Source organism: Pedobacter sp. AC212 (assembly GCF_979258625.1).
Map to the genome: position 1 here is coordinate 5,300,196 of NZ_OZ409870.1, position 14,983 is coordinate 5,315,178.

General features: G+C 39.5%; 11 protein-coding genes. 6 read left to right on the plus strand and 5 right to left on the minus strand.

What is annotated here, in order from left to right:
- Positions 1-100 precede the first annotated feature (100 nt).
- Together ACZZZC_RS22950 and ACZZZC_RS22955 are read left to right on the plus strand one after the other, a co-directional pair.
- The gene (locus ACZZZC_RS22950) at positions 101-1,177 is read left to right on the plus strand and encodes a DUF5694 domain-containing protein (protein ID WP_463488202.1); all 1,077 of its coding nucleotides are present in this window, start codon (positions 101-103) and stop codon (positions 1,175-1,177) included.
- Between the two features lie 274 nt (positions 1,178-1,451).
- A complete protein-coding gene (locus tag ACZZZC_RS22955) occupies positions 1,452-4,226 on the plus strand; it encodes an outer membrane beta-barrel protein (protein WP_463488203.1) in 2,775 nt (924 codons plus the stop codon).
- A 54-nt stretch (positions 4,227-4,280) separates the two neighbouring features.
- Here ACZZZC_RS22955 and ACZZZC_RS22960 read toward each other — a convergent pair whose 3' ends face one another.
- From ACZZZC_RS22960 to ACZZZC_RS22970, 3 genes are all read right to left on the minus strand, one after another.
- Entirely contained in the window at positions 4,281-4,964 is a 684-nt protein-coding gene (locus ACZZZC_RS22960) for a class I SAM-dependent methyltransferase (RefSeq protein ID WP_463488204.1), read from the minus strand.
- A gap of 69 nt (positions 4,965-5,033) precedes the next feature.
- Positions 5,034-6,467, minus strand: coding sequence for an MBL fold metallo-hydrolase RNA specificity domain-containing protein (locus ACZZZC_RS22965; protein WP_463488205.1), 1,434 nt, complete (start codon positions 6,465-6,467; stop codon positions 5,034-5,036).
- A gap of 60 nt (positions 6,468-6,527) precedes the next feature.
- Entirely contained in the window at positions 6,528-6,776 is a 249-nt protein-coding gene (locus ACZZZC_RS22970) for a YtxH domain-containing protein (RefSeq protein ID WP_056851094.1), read from the minus strand.
- Between the two features lie 79 nt (positions 6,777-6,855).
- Between ACZZZC_RS22970 and ACZZZC_RS22975 the strand changes: the two genes are divergently transcribed.
- Positions 6,856-7,479, plus strand: coding sequence for an HAD family hydrolase (locus ACZZZC_RS22975; RefSeq protein WP_463488206.1), 624 nt, complete (start codon positions 6,856-6,858; stop codon positions 7,477-7,479).
- 45 nt (positions 7,480-7,524) lie between these two features.
- Here ACZZZC_RS22975 and ACZZZC_RS22980 read toward each other — a convergent pair whose 3' ends face one another.
- Positions 7,525-9,249 (minus strand): DUF6600 domain-containing protein, encoded by a 1,725-nt coding sequence (locus ACZZZC_RS22980; RefSeq protein ID WP_463488207.1) that lies wholly within the window; start codon positions 9,247-9,249, stop codon positions 7,525-7,527.
- A 277-nt stretch (positions 9,250-9,526) separates the two neighbouring features.
- On the opposite strand from ACZZZC_RS22980, the gene ACZZZC_RS22985 reads away from it, so the two are divergent.
- From ACZZZC_RS22985 to ACZZZC_RS22995, 3 genes are all read left to right on the plus strand, one after another.
- Entirely contained in the window at positions 9,527-10,228 is a 702-nt protein-coding gene (locus tag ACZZZC_RS22985) for an SAM-dependent methyltransferase (RefSeq protein ID WP_463484191.1), read from the plus strand.
- A gap of 221 nt (positions 10,229-10,449) precedes the next feature.
- Positions 10,450-11,232: a hypothetical protein gene (locus tag ACZZZC_RS22990; protein WP_463484192.1), complete on the plus strand. Its 783-nt coding sequence runs from the start codon at positions 10,450-10,452 to the stop codon at positions 11,230-11,232.
- 810 nt (positions 11,233-12,042) lie between these two features.
- Entirely contained in the window at positions 12,043-14,388 is a 2,346-nt protein-coding gene (locus ACZZZC_RS22995) for a Tex family protein (protein ID WP_463484193.1), read from the plus strand.
- Between the two features lie 97 nt (positions 14,389-14,485).
- On the opposite strand, the gene ACZZZC_RS23000 is transcribed toward ACZZZC_RS22995, so the two are convergent.
- Positions 14,486-14,959 (minus strand): hypothetical protein, encoded by a 474-nt coding sequence (locus ACZZZC_RS23000; protein ID WP_463484194.1) that lies wholly within the window; start codon positions 14,957-14,959, stop codon positions 14,486-14,488.
- Between the last annotated feature and the right edge of the window lie 24 nt (positions 14,960-14,983).

Below are 14,983 nucleotides of genomic sequence, written 5' to 3' on the forward strand. Positions count from 1 at the left end.
ACGCTATTGGGATAAAATTTAAAGCCGTTGGGATAATTAAATATAGTAGCAAAGTTGTTCTCCTCATATTTGAATCAACGAAAAAGAAAAAAGATTCACTATGAAAACCATCCTAAACTTCAGCTTCGCATTGCTATTATTAATCAGCATAGCTGTTAATAGCAAAGCCCAAAATCAAATAGAAATTGTAATTGTGGCTTCTTCTCACGATAACGCGAAATCGACACAAAATTTTCAAGCTATAATTGATAAACTTAAAAATTTTAAACCTGATATGGTTTTCGGAGAGTATTTGCCAGCAACAGATTATGCTACTTTAAGTGATGACCATTGGGCTAAACAAGGGTTTGCAAAAAAGGTCAACTACATTACCAGATTGAATCCCGGTCCACTAAAAAATAGTGCTGCTTCGATTAAGAAAAAACAGAAAGCGTTAACCTCTTTTGCATACTACCACAAAACAAGAATGGATTTAGCTGTTGAATATGCTAAAAATTGGGACAGGGGTAATTTCGACTATCAGATGTTTGTACTGGAAAATGAAATGAAAACCAGGTTTGGAAAGCAAGAGCAAGAAACTTATGCTAAAATGTTTGGAAGCCTGGATTCCCTTAAAAAACTTGGGATCATCAGACCAGGGAGCGAGTACAGCAAAATATATTTTCCATTGATTTATCAACTCGGTCAGAACCAAATTTATAATATGGATTGCCAGACTTATGATAAACCTTGGGGTGAAGCTTGGCGTAAAATGGATTCTGCCTATAAAGTAATGGCCCAAAAAGCTAAAGCAGATTCATTATCACCAGAAGGAAGAACAATGGCTGCGATAGACAAATACTGGGTTTATAGTAATGAAGAAGAAAAGAAGTTTTCTGCTGATGAATATGCAGGAATGGCTACAGCCAAATACGGAGAATTAATTGAAGCCTGGAACTTTTATGGCGGTCGTAAATTTTATGGCTATGCAGGTTTCCCTACCGAAACTTTAAAGGACATGGTGGCACAATGGACAAACAGAAACGAAGGTATGTGCAAAAACGTGATCGAACAGGCAAGAGCTAAAAATGCGAAGCGAGTAGTGGTTGGTGTTGGAGCAGCGCACCGCGTTTGGATGGAAGAAATTCTAGCAAAGAATCCCGATGTGAAAATCATTAATTACAACGACTTAAAGTAAAAAATCCTACTGATAGAAATCCCCAAAGTTTAACCTTTGGGGATTTTTTTGTTTCCGCCTTTGTAAATTTTTTGATTGCATTTGTAATTAACCAAATATAAGATCATCTTTACCTAAAGATTTAGTTGATAATTCTTGGGTGCAACCTGTTTGTTAAGTGGCGTGAAATAAATCGAGAATCTAAATTCATCACATTTCAAATCGAATTCGTCACATTTTTGAAAACCATTTAAACCTCAACATTAAATTAGCCCAACATTCTTACTTATCTTATATGAAGCAGCTTTTACTTTCTATTTTATTTTCTCTCTTCTTTTTAAATCTCCTGGCACAGAAAAATGGTAGCATCACCGGAATATTAGCCGATAGTGCCAACCACAAAACCACTTTGAATTATTCTACAGTTTCGGTTTACAAAGTTGGCGATAGTGTACTTACCACCTATAAGCTTTCTGATGATAAAGGCACTTTTAAAATAAACAACCTACAGACGGGGATAAAATATCGCCTGGTTATTTCTGCCTGGCAGTATGGCACCTACCGCAAAGAGATTGCGCTAACGCCAGAAAATCCAACGTTAAACTTAGGAACCATTTATTTATCAACCAAGGCTAACGATTTAAACGAAGTGAACATTGTGGCAGAAAGGCCGCCTGTTATTGTGCGTAAAGACACAATCGAATTTAATGCAGAATCTTTCAAAACACTTCCCTCTGCAGTGGTTGAAGACTTGTTAAAGAAACTCCCGGGGGTACAAATTGCCGAAGATGGATCAATTATGGTTAATGGGAAAGCAGTAAGCAAAATTCTGGTTGATGGAAAGGAATTTTTTGGAGGCGACCAGCAAATCGCCACTAAAAATTTACCTGCCAACATTATTGATAAAGTTCAGGTGGTGGAGGATAAGCAAGCAAAAAGACGAGATCCCGATTTAACCGCGGCAGAAATTCCTCAAATCATCAATTTGAAATTGAAGAAAGCCATTAAGAAAGGTGCATTTGGCAAGTTGTATGCTGGTGGCGGCATCAAAGAGCTTTATCAGGCCGGGGGTTTAATGAATTTTTTCCGCGATACGACACAGGTGAGTATTTTGGCTTATGGAAATAACATCAACCAGCCGGGCTTTAACCCCAATGATGTACAAAGGATTGGTGGCTTTGCTCGAAGTGGTGTTAACTCGATGATGATGAGTTCTGGTGGCTATTTTGAGTTTAATGGAATTAGTTTTGGTGGAAGCTTTAGCGGTGTACAAACCTCATCGGGCGGCGGCTTTAACTTTAACACCCTCACAAAAAAAGGCATTAAGCTAAATACACAATATTTTTTCGGCCGCAATGATAATTTACTGGAGCGCTTAACCAATACCAACCAAACGCTGGGCAATGATCGGTTGATTACCAATGCAAATGAAAACACAAGGGCATTAACACTTAAACATAATATTGCAGGGAAATTAGATTGGCAAATCGATTCATTAACACAACTTACTATTGAGCCTTTTATCGTTTTAAATTCGAACAACGCTATCAGCACCAATCGCTCCACAAACACAAATGCTGCTGGCCAGCTGGTTAATAACTTGCAGAATATAAACGACCGAAATTCATCAAGTAATAAATATCAGCTCGTAGCCGATTTAAGTAGAGATTTTAAGAAAGCAGGCAGATCATTCAATATCGGTTTTGATATTTCGACTACTCCAACTCCAACCTCAAATTATAACCGCAGCATCAGCAACTTCTTCATTACCCCATCAACTTCAGAAATAGATCAGCTGCGGAACAATCAAATTGAGAATTTTCGATCGTACATCTATGCCAATTATAGCGAACCCATTAGTAAAAAGTTAAGCTTTAAAATTGATTTAAGCGGAAATATTTTGAACAACGAAAATGCCTTGAGCACATTGTACAGAAATCCTGCAAACCAACTATACGATGTTTTAATCCCTAGTTTGAGCCAAACCGTAGAGCAGGCTGGCTTTAAAACGAATACGAATATTAGTCTAAAATACAGAATAACCAAAGATTTTAATATCCAACCTGGAATTGTACACAACTACATTTCATTAAATAACCGCTTTAGCAATAGCGCCAACATCGATCAGCGATATCATTTCATTTGGCCTTCATTTCAACTGGTGTATAAAATTTTTAGATTGAATTACGATGCCCGATTTACAGAACCCAATGTGAGTTATTTGCAACCTGTAGCCGATAATACCAATGCCCTTTACATTAGAAATGGTAACTCTAATTTGTTGCCAGCCAGAATGCAAAGATTGAGTTTGAACATGTACAAATACGATCCGAAGTTGTTAGTGAATTATAATTTGTATGGTTACGGAAATTTCACCAAAAACGGCATTGTAAATACCACTACAATTAGCAATGGTGTGCAAACCGTAACTCCAATTAACGTGAGTGGCATTTATAATTTTAACGGTGGTGCAAATGGTTCGAAGGATTTTAAAATCAATAAAACAACTTTAAAAGTTGGCTTAGGTTTCTGGGCAAACTTCAATCATACGCCGGTTATTATCAACAATATCAGAAGTGATGCAGACGTATTTTATGTTGGCCCTAATGGAAGTGTGAAATTAAACTTGAACGATGTTGCCGAATTAAACCAATCTTATTCCATTAACCTAAACCGCAGCCGCTATCAGGATGATTTCTATACAGACCTGAGCTACAACACACAGAACGCAACCTCAGAATTAATTATTCGATACCCAAAAAAGGTGGTTTTCGAAACCAATTTCGCCATCACTGCAAATACGCAACAAATTGCCGGTTACAACAATAACATTAAACTGTGGAATGCAGCTGTGACCTATCTATTCATGAAAAATGACCGACTACAATTGAAATTAGCGGTGAATGATATTTTGCAAAGTAATGTAAGGCGCTCTGTGGAGATTACCGGAAATAGCGTAATTGATTATCAAACCAACAATTTAGGTAGATATGGAATGGTAACGCTGACTTACAATATTCAAAATTTTGGGCAGAAAGTCGGTGGAAGACAAACGTTTTTTAGCTTTTAAACTTAGTCAGATCGTCATTGCTTGCCTGCCTGCAGCAGGCAAGCAATGACGAATTTATCCCAAGGTCAGCTTCACCAAATACTGGTCTTCTCCATCGTCGAATATCATCTCACAATTCCAGCCAGTCTCCTTCGCGATGGTTTTAATGGTTTCTTCATCGATATAAATCCAGTTAAACCAATTCCCCTTCTCCCCTTTGTATTCATATTGATAAGAAACTTCACCGTAATATTGATTTTGGGGCTTTGGCAAATCCTCATATAAATAAGAAATATCCGATGAATCGAAAATTACCTGTCCGCCAGGATGAAGTAGATTTTTTATTTTGATTAAGAAATCTTTAAAACCGGCCAATGTTCCGGTTAAGCCAATGCCATTCATCAACATTAAAATGGTATCGAACTTTTCCTGATAGGTAAAAACATCCTGTAGCAAAGCTTTTTTTACTCCGCGGTCTTTCATAATGTTAACTGCAGCTTCAGAAACATCAATAGCAGTGACATCGATATTAAAAGCTTGTAAAAGCAAAGCGTGACTGCCGACACCGGCTCCAATATCTAAAACTTTCCCGTGGCACAGGTGCAAAGCTTGAAGCTCCAAAACGGGCATATCTTCATCATCACGGAAGAAAAATTCTAAGGGCATTTCTTCAGGCTCACCATAAGAATTGTGCAACCAAAGTGTATCGGCTTCGCCGGTTTTGTAAATATCAGTAAGCGCTTTGCCAAAAACATCCATGGCAGCAAAGATAGTTAGAAAGACTAAAGCTGAAAGCAAAAAGACTAAAGACTAAAGCAACTACCTTCTTCAAGTTTGCGCTCCCTCTCCTTTGGAGAGGGCTGGGGTGAGGCTAAACTCCTGATGATATTCAGGAATAGCCACATGTTTAAATCCATGCTCTTTTAATCGTGTTGCGAAATGCTGCTGAACTTCATATTCTCCATGCACAAGAAAAAGCTGCTTCACTTCCGCTGGGTCTTGACAAGACAGAAACTGCAATAAATCTTCGTAATCGCCATGCGCACTCATCGATTTTATTGCTTGCACTTCCGCCTTCACATCATATTCATCGCGGAAAATTTCCACCACTTTTTTACCAGCAACCAATTGCCCACCCAAAGAATTCGGTTCGCAATAACCCACCATCAAGATGGTATTTTTCTGGTTTCCTATATTGTTTCTGATGTGATGTTTCACCCGGCCTGCATCTGCCATGCCTGATGCGGAGATAATTACACAAGGGCGTGGATCATCGTTCAGTTTTTTCGACTCCTCTACACTTTCGATGAAACGCAAGCCTTTGAATCCAAAAATGTCGTGGTCAACTTTTAAAACTTGTTTTACACCATTATTGTAAACCTCAGGGTGGTTACGCAAAATTTCGGTAGCCTTTGATGATAGCGGACTATCAACATAAAATGGAACATCAGGCAATTTTCCTTTTAATTCCAAACCGTTCAATGCATACAGTAACTCTTGCGTTCTCCCAACGGCAAATGCTGGTATAATTACTTTACCTTTTTTTACTATACAGGTGTGATTAATAATTTCGTAGAGCATATCCTCAATCGGATCGAGGTCTTTATGAAGTGAATCGCCATAGGTAGATTCCATCAAAATATAATCAGCCTGATCGAACTGCTGAGGACTTTTCAAAAGTAAATCTCCATAGCGGCCAACATCGCCAGAAAAGGTAATCCTCTTGGTATCTCCGTCTTCGGTGATAGTTAAATGAACCGCCGAGCTACCCAAAATGTGTCCGGCATCGGTGAGTTTCAAGCGAATGTGTTCATCAATTTCGAAATCTTCCTCATATTCTACAATTTTCATCTGACTCAAAGTCTGGGTAACATCTTCCTCTGTGTATAGCGCCTCTTCCATTTCTTCACCTTCACGACGATGCTTATTCGAAAAATCAGCGTCCTGCATCTGGATTTTCGCCGAGTCCATCATTAAAATGCGAGAAAGATCCATTGTGGCGGGCGTACAGAAGATTTTTCCGCTAAAGCCATCGGCTACCAGTTTAGGCAACAAACCGCAATGATCAATGTGGGCATGAGATAAAATGAGATAGGTAATTTTTTGGGGATCGAAACCAAAATAGTCATTTAGTTTATCGGTAACACGACCCATTCCCTGAAACAGGCCACAATCTAGTAATATCTGGGTGTTATTTTTTAAGGTAATAAGGTGCTTACTTCCCGTAACTGTACGGGCAGCACCATGAAAGGCAATCTTCATTAGATGGTTAGAATTAATGTAGCATAAAAATGCCGGATATTTCCGGCATTTCCAATTTCTTTAAGCGTGAACTTCTGAGATTTTATCTTTAACTCTCTCTGCTACTCCAGAGGCTTTGTCTGCTAAACCTGATGCCTTATCTGCTAATCCAGCTAACTTATCTTTAGAAGCATCTAAAAGATCAGCAAAAAAATCTGAAACCTTACCTTTTAAATCACTAGATGAATCTGACGATAATGCTAATGCAATTGTTGCGCCTAATGCTGCTCCGGCTAAAACGCCCACTATAATTTTTGTCTCTTTTTTCATGGTTTTCGTTATTTAGTTATTAAACATATTAACCCTTAAGGTGTTTTAACTTTTTTTACCTTGCAAAAACCAAACCACAATGAAACAAGTATTTTTTATCGATTTAGATAACACGATTTACTTTACCAAACCGAATGAAAATGTTTTGATGAAAGGACTGTATGATTTGCTTGAGCAGCAAGATTTAAAGCTCACTGACGAACAATATATGGCCGCAAAGGCGGAAATGCTGAGAACACCATTTTTAAAAGTGGCCGAAAAATACGAATTTCCAAAAGAGGTAACTGATCGTTTAATTGATTACTTGTCGAATAGAGAAGTCACTAAAGCATTAATTCCGAGTGATGATTACCATTATATAAAAAGTTTAAAGGGCAGAAAGTTTATCGTTACCGCCGGTTTCCCTAAACAACAGTATTCAAAAGTGAAAATGTTAGGAATAGCTGATGATTTCGAAGATGTTCAAGTTGTTGATGTAGCTGTTAGCAATAAAAAACAGGCATTCTTAAATTTAATTGAAAAATTTAAGCTGAATACTGAAGATATCCTGATCATTGGCGATGATGCAGAATCGGAAATTAAATATGGGATGGAACTTGGCATCGAAACTTTTTTGCTGGATCCTGAAAACCTTCATCCAAATGCCAAAAGCACCTATATTGGAAAAAATTTAAGTCAGCTGCACCAGGCTGCGGGGCAATAATTACCCAAAAAAAAGTCCCGGTTTTCACCGGGACTTTTCATTAATTTATCCTCTGCCACCTCTTGATGGCCTGCCACCTTCAGCGCCACTTCTTTCGCCACCACCTCTTTGTTGTTGAGGGGCCGATTCAGTTCTTCTTTGTTCCTGGCGTTGTTGCATTTGTTGCTGTTGTTGTGCTCTTTGCTGTTGCTGTTGCGCATCACGTTGAGCCCTTTGTTGCTCTGCCTGCTGACTACGTTGCTGCTGCATTTGCTGATCGCGTTGAGCCCTTTGTTGCTCTGCCTGCTGACTGCGTTGTTGTTGCATCTGCTGATCGCGTTGAGCCCTTTGTTGCTCTGCCTGCTGACTGCGTTGTTGTTGCATCTGCTGATCACGTTGCGCTCTTTGCTGTTCCGCCTGCTGACTGCGTTGCTGCTGCATTTGCTGATCACGTTGCGCTCTTTGTTGCTCTGCCTGCTGACCGCGTTGCTGCTGCATCTGTTCGTTGCGTTGTGCATTTTGTTGTGCTGCCTGCTCTGAACGTTGTTGTCTTTGTGCATCTCCTGAGCGGTCGTTATTTCCTCTCGTCTCATTTTGAGCACGCTGCTGATCCTGACTCATGCGATCTTGCTGATTACGTTGCTGACGCATTTGGTTTGCCCGTTCCTGATCTTGAGCTCTATTTACGTTACCATCATTGTTACGTTGGTCAATTCCATTTGAATTGCCTCTGCTCGTGCGGCCATTTGCGTTTCTGTTGTAAGCTTCACCCCTATTATTTGGTTGATTATTGTCACGACCGGCGTTAGCTTCATTTCCTCTGTTCGGTTGGCCACCACGGTTATCGTTTCTGTTTCCAAAGCGGTTATCATTATTTCCCCTTTGATCATTATCGTTGCGATTGCCGTTGTTATCTCTACCAGGTTGATTACGGTTTGTATAACCTTCATTTCTTCCACCTCTGCTTATCCCTGCATTTCCCTGCTCAAATTTTCTTGGCGCTGCATTGCGGTTATCGGCATTACGCTCTGGTCTTGGTCTGTAAATCGAAACCTCTCTTCCACCAACTCTACTTGCACCCGGGCGATTACTTTGCGCATACCTATATACAGTTACATCACGATTAGTTGCTCTTCTGATATCATCAATCCTCGGACCGCCATAATACGACCTTCTATTGTAAACGTAGGTATTATTGATGATCGTAGTATTGCGGATGTAAACATTGTTACGGCCGTAATCGTACCTTGGAAAAGTATTTATATAAATATTACGCTGAGGAATAAAATTCCAGCAGAACTCAGGAACTGAATAACGCCTTCCAAAGCTTAAATTAATGCTAATGCTTGGTGCCATTGGTGCCCATCCATAGTATCCATCGCCACTTCTCCAATCTACCCATGCTGGCCCCCAGTTTGTATCTGGCAACCAAATCCACTGGCGATAGCTGTTAATTACCCAACGGCCATAGTGAAACGGAGCCCAACCCCAATCGTAGTTCGAAACCCAGGTATTTCCATATTCTGTCATTGCCCAGCGGCCATTGGTATAATACGGGCGAAATTCGTTTTGATCAACATCAGGACGCCAAACATAACCGTATTGCGGATCTTGAATCCAGGTACCGTAAGGAGAAAGTTCATCATAAAAGGTTTGCATAGAAACATTCCCTGTGCTATAACCATCATCCTGATAATTGTCTTGATAGTCTTGTGCCCTGACTAAGGTGGTGGTTCCGGCAAGGAGCCCAAAAAGCCCCAGCACAATTGCCGATTTTTTCAGTGTTTTCATTTGTGTGTTTATTTAATAACCTAACTTGTGTGTATCAATTAGAGAACCAAAATTCATCAAGGTTTAATATGCTTGCATAGTTTTTCGTTTTTCGGCCTGATATTGCCTCTGAAGGCATATTTAACTAATATTTAACGTTTTAAGCGAAGCTTAATTGTGCAGAAAATAAGTCAGCCAGAAATAATATTTGCTACACCACTGTTTAGAAAATAGATTATATCGCATTAACGCAAAACTTTAGAACTAAAATTCTGTTTATTGTGCCTATTTTTGCAACATGCAAAACGGCACCTTATATCTTATTCCTGTTCCTCTGGCAGAAGAGGTTTCACACAAAACTTTTACTCCTTATTTGGTTGATACCATCAATCAGATTGATACTTACATTGTGGAGAATAGCAAAACAGCCCGTCGCTTTTTAAAAGAGGCCGGATTAAAAACGCCACAAAAAGACCTCATTGTACACGACTATGGCAAACATAACCGCACAGATTTAGGACAGTTTTTTAACGAACTAAAGGAAGGAAAAGACGTTGGTTTGATGAGTGAAGCAGGTTGCCCGGGCATTGCAGATCCAGGTGCAGAAATTGTTGCCGAAGCCCACAAACGTGGTATCAAGGTAGTTCCTTTGGTTGGCCCAAGTTCGATCTTGTTGGCTTTAATGGCTTCAGGATTTAATGGACAAAGTTTTGCTTTTTGGGGATATTTACCAATAGATAAAGAACAGCGCACCAAACGGATTAAAGACTTAGATTTATCAGCAAGTCGCTACAAGCAAACACAAATTTTTATCGAAACGCCTTTTCGTAACAATCAGCTTTTTGAAGAGGTGTTAAAAAGTTGTAAACCCAACACGCAGATTTGCGTGGCCAGCAACCTCACTGCTGAAGACGAATTTATCAAAACCCAAAGCGTTTACAATTGGCGCAAAGAAGAAATTGATCTTCATAAAAAACCTACTATATTTTTAATGTATTAAAACAAATGGCCTGTGACGAACAGGCTTTTTATTTTAATACATCCGTCGGCTGAAGCCGGATGGCAATAAAGGGCATATGTGCAGTGGAAAAATTTTAACGCCACGGTCTGTGTCCTCAAAGCCCGAAACAATAAATCGAGATCAAGAAAAGGTATTTCCAATGAAAAAAATTGAGAAGATTTTTTTTTTAAATTGTCAACATTTCAAGGTTAATCGATATCATGATGATGCAACTAGAATTTGCGCAAAAGGCAAAAGAAATATTTTCAAAAAATGAAAACGTAATTGGTTTAGCTGTAGGCGGATCGTGGCTAAGCAACCAAATAGATGAATTTTCTGATTTGGATTTAATTGTGGTAACAGCAGAAAAGATTACCGATGATAAAACTTTGATGATGCAATATGCCAAAAGTTTGGGTAATTTTTTATCGGGCTTTACCGGTGAACACGTTGGCGAACCCACAGTTTTAATATGCCTTTATGATAATCCGTTGCTCCATGTAGATTTAAAATTTGTTACGCGGGAAGAATTTCATGTCCGGGTGGAAACACCTCATATACTTTTCGATAGAGATGGCCAACTTCAAAGGGTATTAGATAATTCAGAAGTAAGCTTCCCTTTTCCAGATTACCAGTGGATTGAAGATCGGTTTTGGACCTGGATACATTACGCATTGTTGAAACTTGGACGAGGTGAATATCTGGAAGCTTATGATTTTTTAGGTTTTTTAAGAATGCTTGTATTTGGCCCGCTGCTGCATATCAAAAACGAAAAGTTGCCCCGAGGCGTAAGAAAAGCTGAAATGGACTTAATGCCAAAAGATTTCAAAGGTTTAATTAGTACGGTTCCGAACTACGAGAAAGATTCAATAATGATTAGTTTGAAAAATGGCATTGAATTGTATAGGCAACTTAGAACATCGCTTTATAACAATGCAGTTGACATCAATCAAACTGCAGAGCAGAAGGTAATGGACTATTTCGAATATATTGAAAAAAGGTAGCATACCAATACTACAAACTCGGCTAGCTTCGATTAATATGAATTGAACAAACCGCTTAATTTCCCTTTCGGCCAGATGAAAAAAACGCAAGCAGTAGCCATTCCTTAACCTCTACTACCGTGGTCTGTGTCCCCACAGATCACTTCTGTTAATTTCCGCCCAACCGAAATCCCAATACAACGCAGCACTAGAAATTTTTTAGCTTTATAACAACTGCTAACCTTTGCAAAGCAAATAGCAATACTCAACTAACCACCTAAACTGGATTGCAGCGATATCGCCCGATTTTTCATCGGGCATTTAGCGGAAAGCCAGACGAACATTAAAATCAACAACTGTCTTTGCTTTCCAATCCTCATCATTCGCTAATCAACAATTAAAACGTCCATCAATCTGTAAATAAACCATTAATTTCTGCTACCGTGGTCTGTGTCCCCACAGATCACTTCTGTTAATTTCCGCCCAACCCAAATGCCAATACAACGCAGCACTAGAAATTTTTTAGCTTTATAACAACTGCTAACCTTTGCAAAGTAAATAGCTGTAGTAACCTAGCCACCTAAACTGGATTGCAGCGGTATCGCCCGATTTTTCATCGGGCATTTAGCGGAAAGCCAGACGAACATTAAAATCAACAACTGTCTTTGCTTTCCAATCCTCACCATTCGTTAATCAACAATTAAAACGTCCATCAATTTGGAAATAAACAATTAATTTCTTCACATTTTCTGGTGGAAAACTTGATTTTAAAAATCGTAAAATACGGCAAATCCTAATTAGCTTTGCTGCCTTTAATATTGAATACATTATATGCTAGCTCATCATAAAATAATTGCTGCAGAATTAAAAGTTGCAGAAAAACAAGTAACCGCCACTGTAAGTTTATTGGATGAAGGTGCAACTGTGCCCTTCATTTCACGTTACCGTAAAGAATTAACAGGAAGTTTAGATGAAGTTGAGGTAGCGGCAATTCGCGACCGCGTTACGCAGTTAAGAGATTTGGACAAACGCCGTGAAGCGATTCTAAAATCGATGAACGATCTTGGCAAATTAACGCCTGAGTTGGAACAAAAAATTAACGAAGCTGAAACCATCTCCTTACTTGAAGACATTTACCTGCCTTACAAACCTAAGCGTAAAACAAGGGCTTCTGCGGCAAAAGAAAAAGGTTTAGAGCCTTTGGCGTTACAAATTTTCGATCAGAAAAACTTCGATTTAGATGCAGCTGCTGATCAATATTTAGATGCAGAAAAGGGCGTTAATTCTTTGGAGGAAGCCCTGGCTGGAGCACGCGATATCATTGCGGAAATGATTTCGGAAAATGCAGAGGCCCGGACCAAAATGCGCAGTTATTTTCAAGAAAAGGCTGTTTTCAAATCAGAAGTAATCAAGGGAAAAGAAGAAGAAGGAATTAAGTATAAAGATTATTTCGAGTGGAATGAGCCTGTTAAAACGGCGGCATCGCACCGTGTTTTGGCGATGCGCCGGGGCGAAAAAGAATTGATTTTGAGACTTGATGCTTTACCACCTGCAGAAGGCGCCATTGAACTGCTTCAAAATCAGTTCGTATTGGGTCATAATGAGGCTTCGAAACAGGTACAACAGGCTTTGGAAGATGGCTACAAGCGTTTACTGGAACCGGCAATGGAAACTGAACTGCGGGTGCTAACCAAACAAAAGGCAGATGAAGAAGCTATTCGGGTTTTTGCCGAAAATGCACGCCAGTTGTTGTTGGCAGCACCAATGGGACAAAAAAACGTACTAGCTATTGATCCTGGTTTTCGTACTGGTTGCAAAGTGGTTTGTCTGGATAGCCAAGGCCAACTATTAGAGAACACCGCCATTTTTCCTCATACCGGGCAAGGAAATGTTAAAAATGCTGAAATAACCATCAAACAACTCTGTGAAAAGCACAACGTTGAAGCAATTGCGATTGGCAATGGAACGGCAGGAAGAGAAACAGAAGCCTTTATTCGTGGGTTGAACTTACCTGATATTACCATTGTAATGGTTAACGAAAGCGGTGCATCCATCTACTCTGCATCAGAGGCTGCCCGTGAAGAATTCCCCACACAAGATATTACCGTTCGTGGTGCTGTTTCAATCGGTCGCCGGCTTATGGATCCTTTGGCGGAGCTGGTAAAAATCGATCCAAAATCAATCGGTGTTGGGCAATACCAACACGATGTTGACCAAAATAAACTGCAAGCCAGTTTAGATGATACCGTAGTGAGTGCGGTGAATGCCGTTGGGGTAGAATTGAACACGGCATCGAAACAAATTCTTGCTTACGTTTCTGGCTTAGGCCCAACATTAGCCCAAAACATAGTTGATTACAGAAATACTCATGGTGCGTTTAAAAACCGTGAAAGCCTTAAAAAAGTACCCCGTTTAGGCGATAAGGCCTACGAACAAGCGGCAGGTTTCTTGCGCATTCGTAATGCGGAAAATGTTTTAGATACCAGTGGCGTTCACCCTGAAAGATATGCTGTAGTTGACAAAATGGCCAAAGATTTAGGTACAACAATTTCTACTTTGATGAAGGATAGCCAGCTACAAAAGCAAATTAAACCGCAGCAATATGTAACTGATGAGATTGGTTTACCTACGCTAAACGATATTTTAAAGGAGCTGGCTAAGCCAGGCCGCGATCCACGTGAACAGTTTGAAGCTTTTAGCTTTACGGATGGCGTGAACGAAATAAGCGATTTAAGAATTGGCATGAAACTGCCGGGAATTGTAACCAACATCACCAATTTTGGTGCCTTCGTAGATATTGGCGTTCATCAGGATGGCTTGGTTCACACCAGTCAGCTGGCTAACCGTTTTGTGGCTAACCCGAACGATATTGTTAAGGTACACCAAAAAGTAGAAGTTACTGTGATGGAAGTAGATGCGGCTCGGAAACGAATTTCTTTATCAATGAAAAGTGAGGTTAGTGCTAAGCCTAATGGGGTTAAGAGCAAAGACCAAGGAACAAAGAATAAGGAGCAAGGATCGAAGAACAAGGAGCAAGGAGGAAGGAACAAAGAGCAAGGAGGAAGGAACAAAGAGCAAGAAGCAAAAAGTTTTGCGCAGAAAACTCAGCCAGTAAAAAAAGATGCTGATGGTGATTTGCAAGAGAAATTGGCAAAACTAAAAGGGTTGTTCAAATAAAAGCTTCCCAAAACTTAAACAAAAAGCGGAGAAATCTTGACACATGGAAGTGTTTTATCAAGAATTCTCCACTTATTCAATCGACCGAATTAGTAAATTAATAGTCGTATTTATGCGTGTAATCGGCGGTTGAAGTAACAGTGATATTTTGGTCGTTTGTAACCACATCGCCATTAACCTCTGCTTTAAAACTAATTTTAAACGGCGGATTGTTCGCACCTGGGTTTAAGCATTGTTGGCTGGTAGTTACTAACCTTAAAGGCGTAGTACTTTCAATTACATAGGTTTTTGTAGCACCCAGAAAATCGTTTTTCCCTAAAGAAATTCCTGTTTCATTGTTTTTGGTAACCCCATTAACCTTCCAAATAGTTTTAGCGTTATCAAGTGTAGCACCTACAAAAACGAAGGAAACATAATCTTGTTCTTCTACCCCATCTACAGTTATGGTAAACTTGAAGTTTTTATTTTCAGAATCTCCAGGAGTGTTATTGCTGTCTTTTTTGCAAGAAGATAATACGGTTAACGTGAGCAACGGCAAGATTGTGAAAAGTACTTTTTTTAAATTTTTCATAGAAAATGTGTTAAATAATTTTCC

What these genes read in the sequence shown, in the direction of transcription:
- ACZZZC_RS22950 (WP_463488202.1), top strand. Translation starts at nt 101, where the DNA reads ATGAAAACCATCCTAAACTTCAGCTTCGCATTGCTATTATTAATCAGC.
- ACZZZC_RS22955 (WP_463488203.1), top strand. Translation starts at nt 1,452, where the DNA reads ATGAAGCAGCTTTTACTTTCTATTTTATTTTCTCTCTTCTTTTTAAAT.
- ACZZZC_RS22960 (WP_463488204.1), bottom strand. Translation starts at nt 4,964, where the DNA reads ATGGATGTTTTTGGCAAAGCGCTTACTGATATTTACAAAACCGGCGAA.
- ACZZZC_RS22965 (WP_463488205.1), bottom strand. Translation starts at nt 6,467, where the DNA reads ATGAAGATTGCCTTTCATGGTGCTGCCCGTACAGTTACGGGAAGTAAG.
- ACZZZC_RS22970 (WP_056851094.1), bottom strand. Translation starts at nt 6,776, where the DNA reads ATGAAAAAAGAGACAAAAATTATAGTGGGCGTTTTAGCCGGAGCAGCA.
- ACZZZC_RS22975 (WP_463488206.1), top strand. Translation starts at nt 6,856, where the DNA reads ATGAAACAAGTATTTTTTATCGATTTAGATAACACGATTTACTTTACC.
- ACZZZC_RS22980 (WP_463488207.1), bottom strand. Translation starts at nt 9,249, where the DNA reads ATGAAAACACTGAAAAAATCGGCAATTGTGCTGGGGCTTTTTGGGCTC.
- ACZZZC_RS22985 (WP_463484191.1), top strand. Translation starts at nt 9,527, where the DNA reads ATGCAAAACGGCACCTTATATCTTATTCCTGTTCCTCTGGCAGAAGAG.
- ACZZZC_RS22990 (WP_463484192.1), top strand. Translation starts at nt 10,450, where the DNA reads ATGATGATGCAACTAGAATTTGCGCAAAAGGCAAAAGAAATATTTTCA.
- ACZZZC_RS22995 (WP_463484193.1), top strand. Translation starts at nt 12,043, where the DNA reads ATGCTAGCTCATCATAAAATAATTGCTGCAGAATTAAAAGTTGCAGAA.
- ACZZZC_RS23000 (WP_463484194.1), bottom strand. Translation starts at nt 14,959, where the DNA reads ATGAAAAATTTAAAAAAAGTACTTTTCACAATCTTGCCGTTGCTCACG.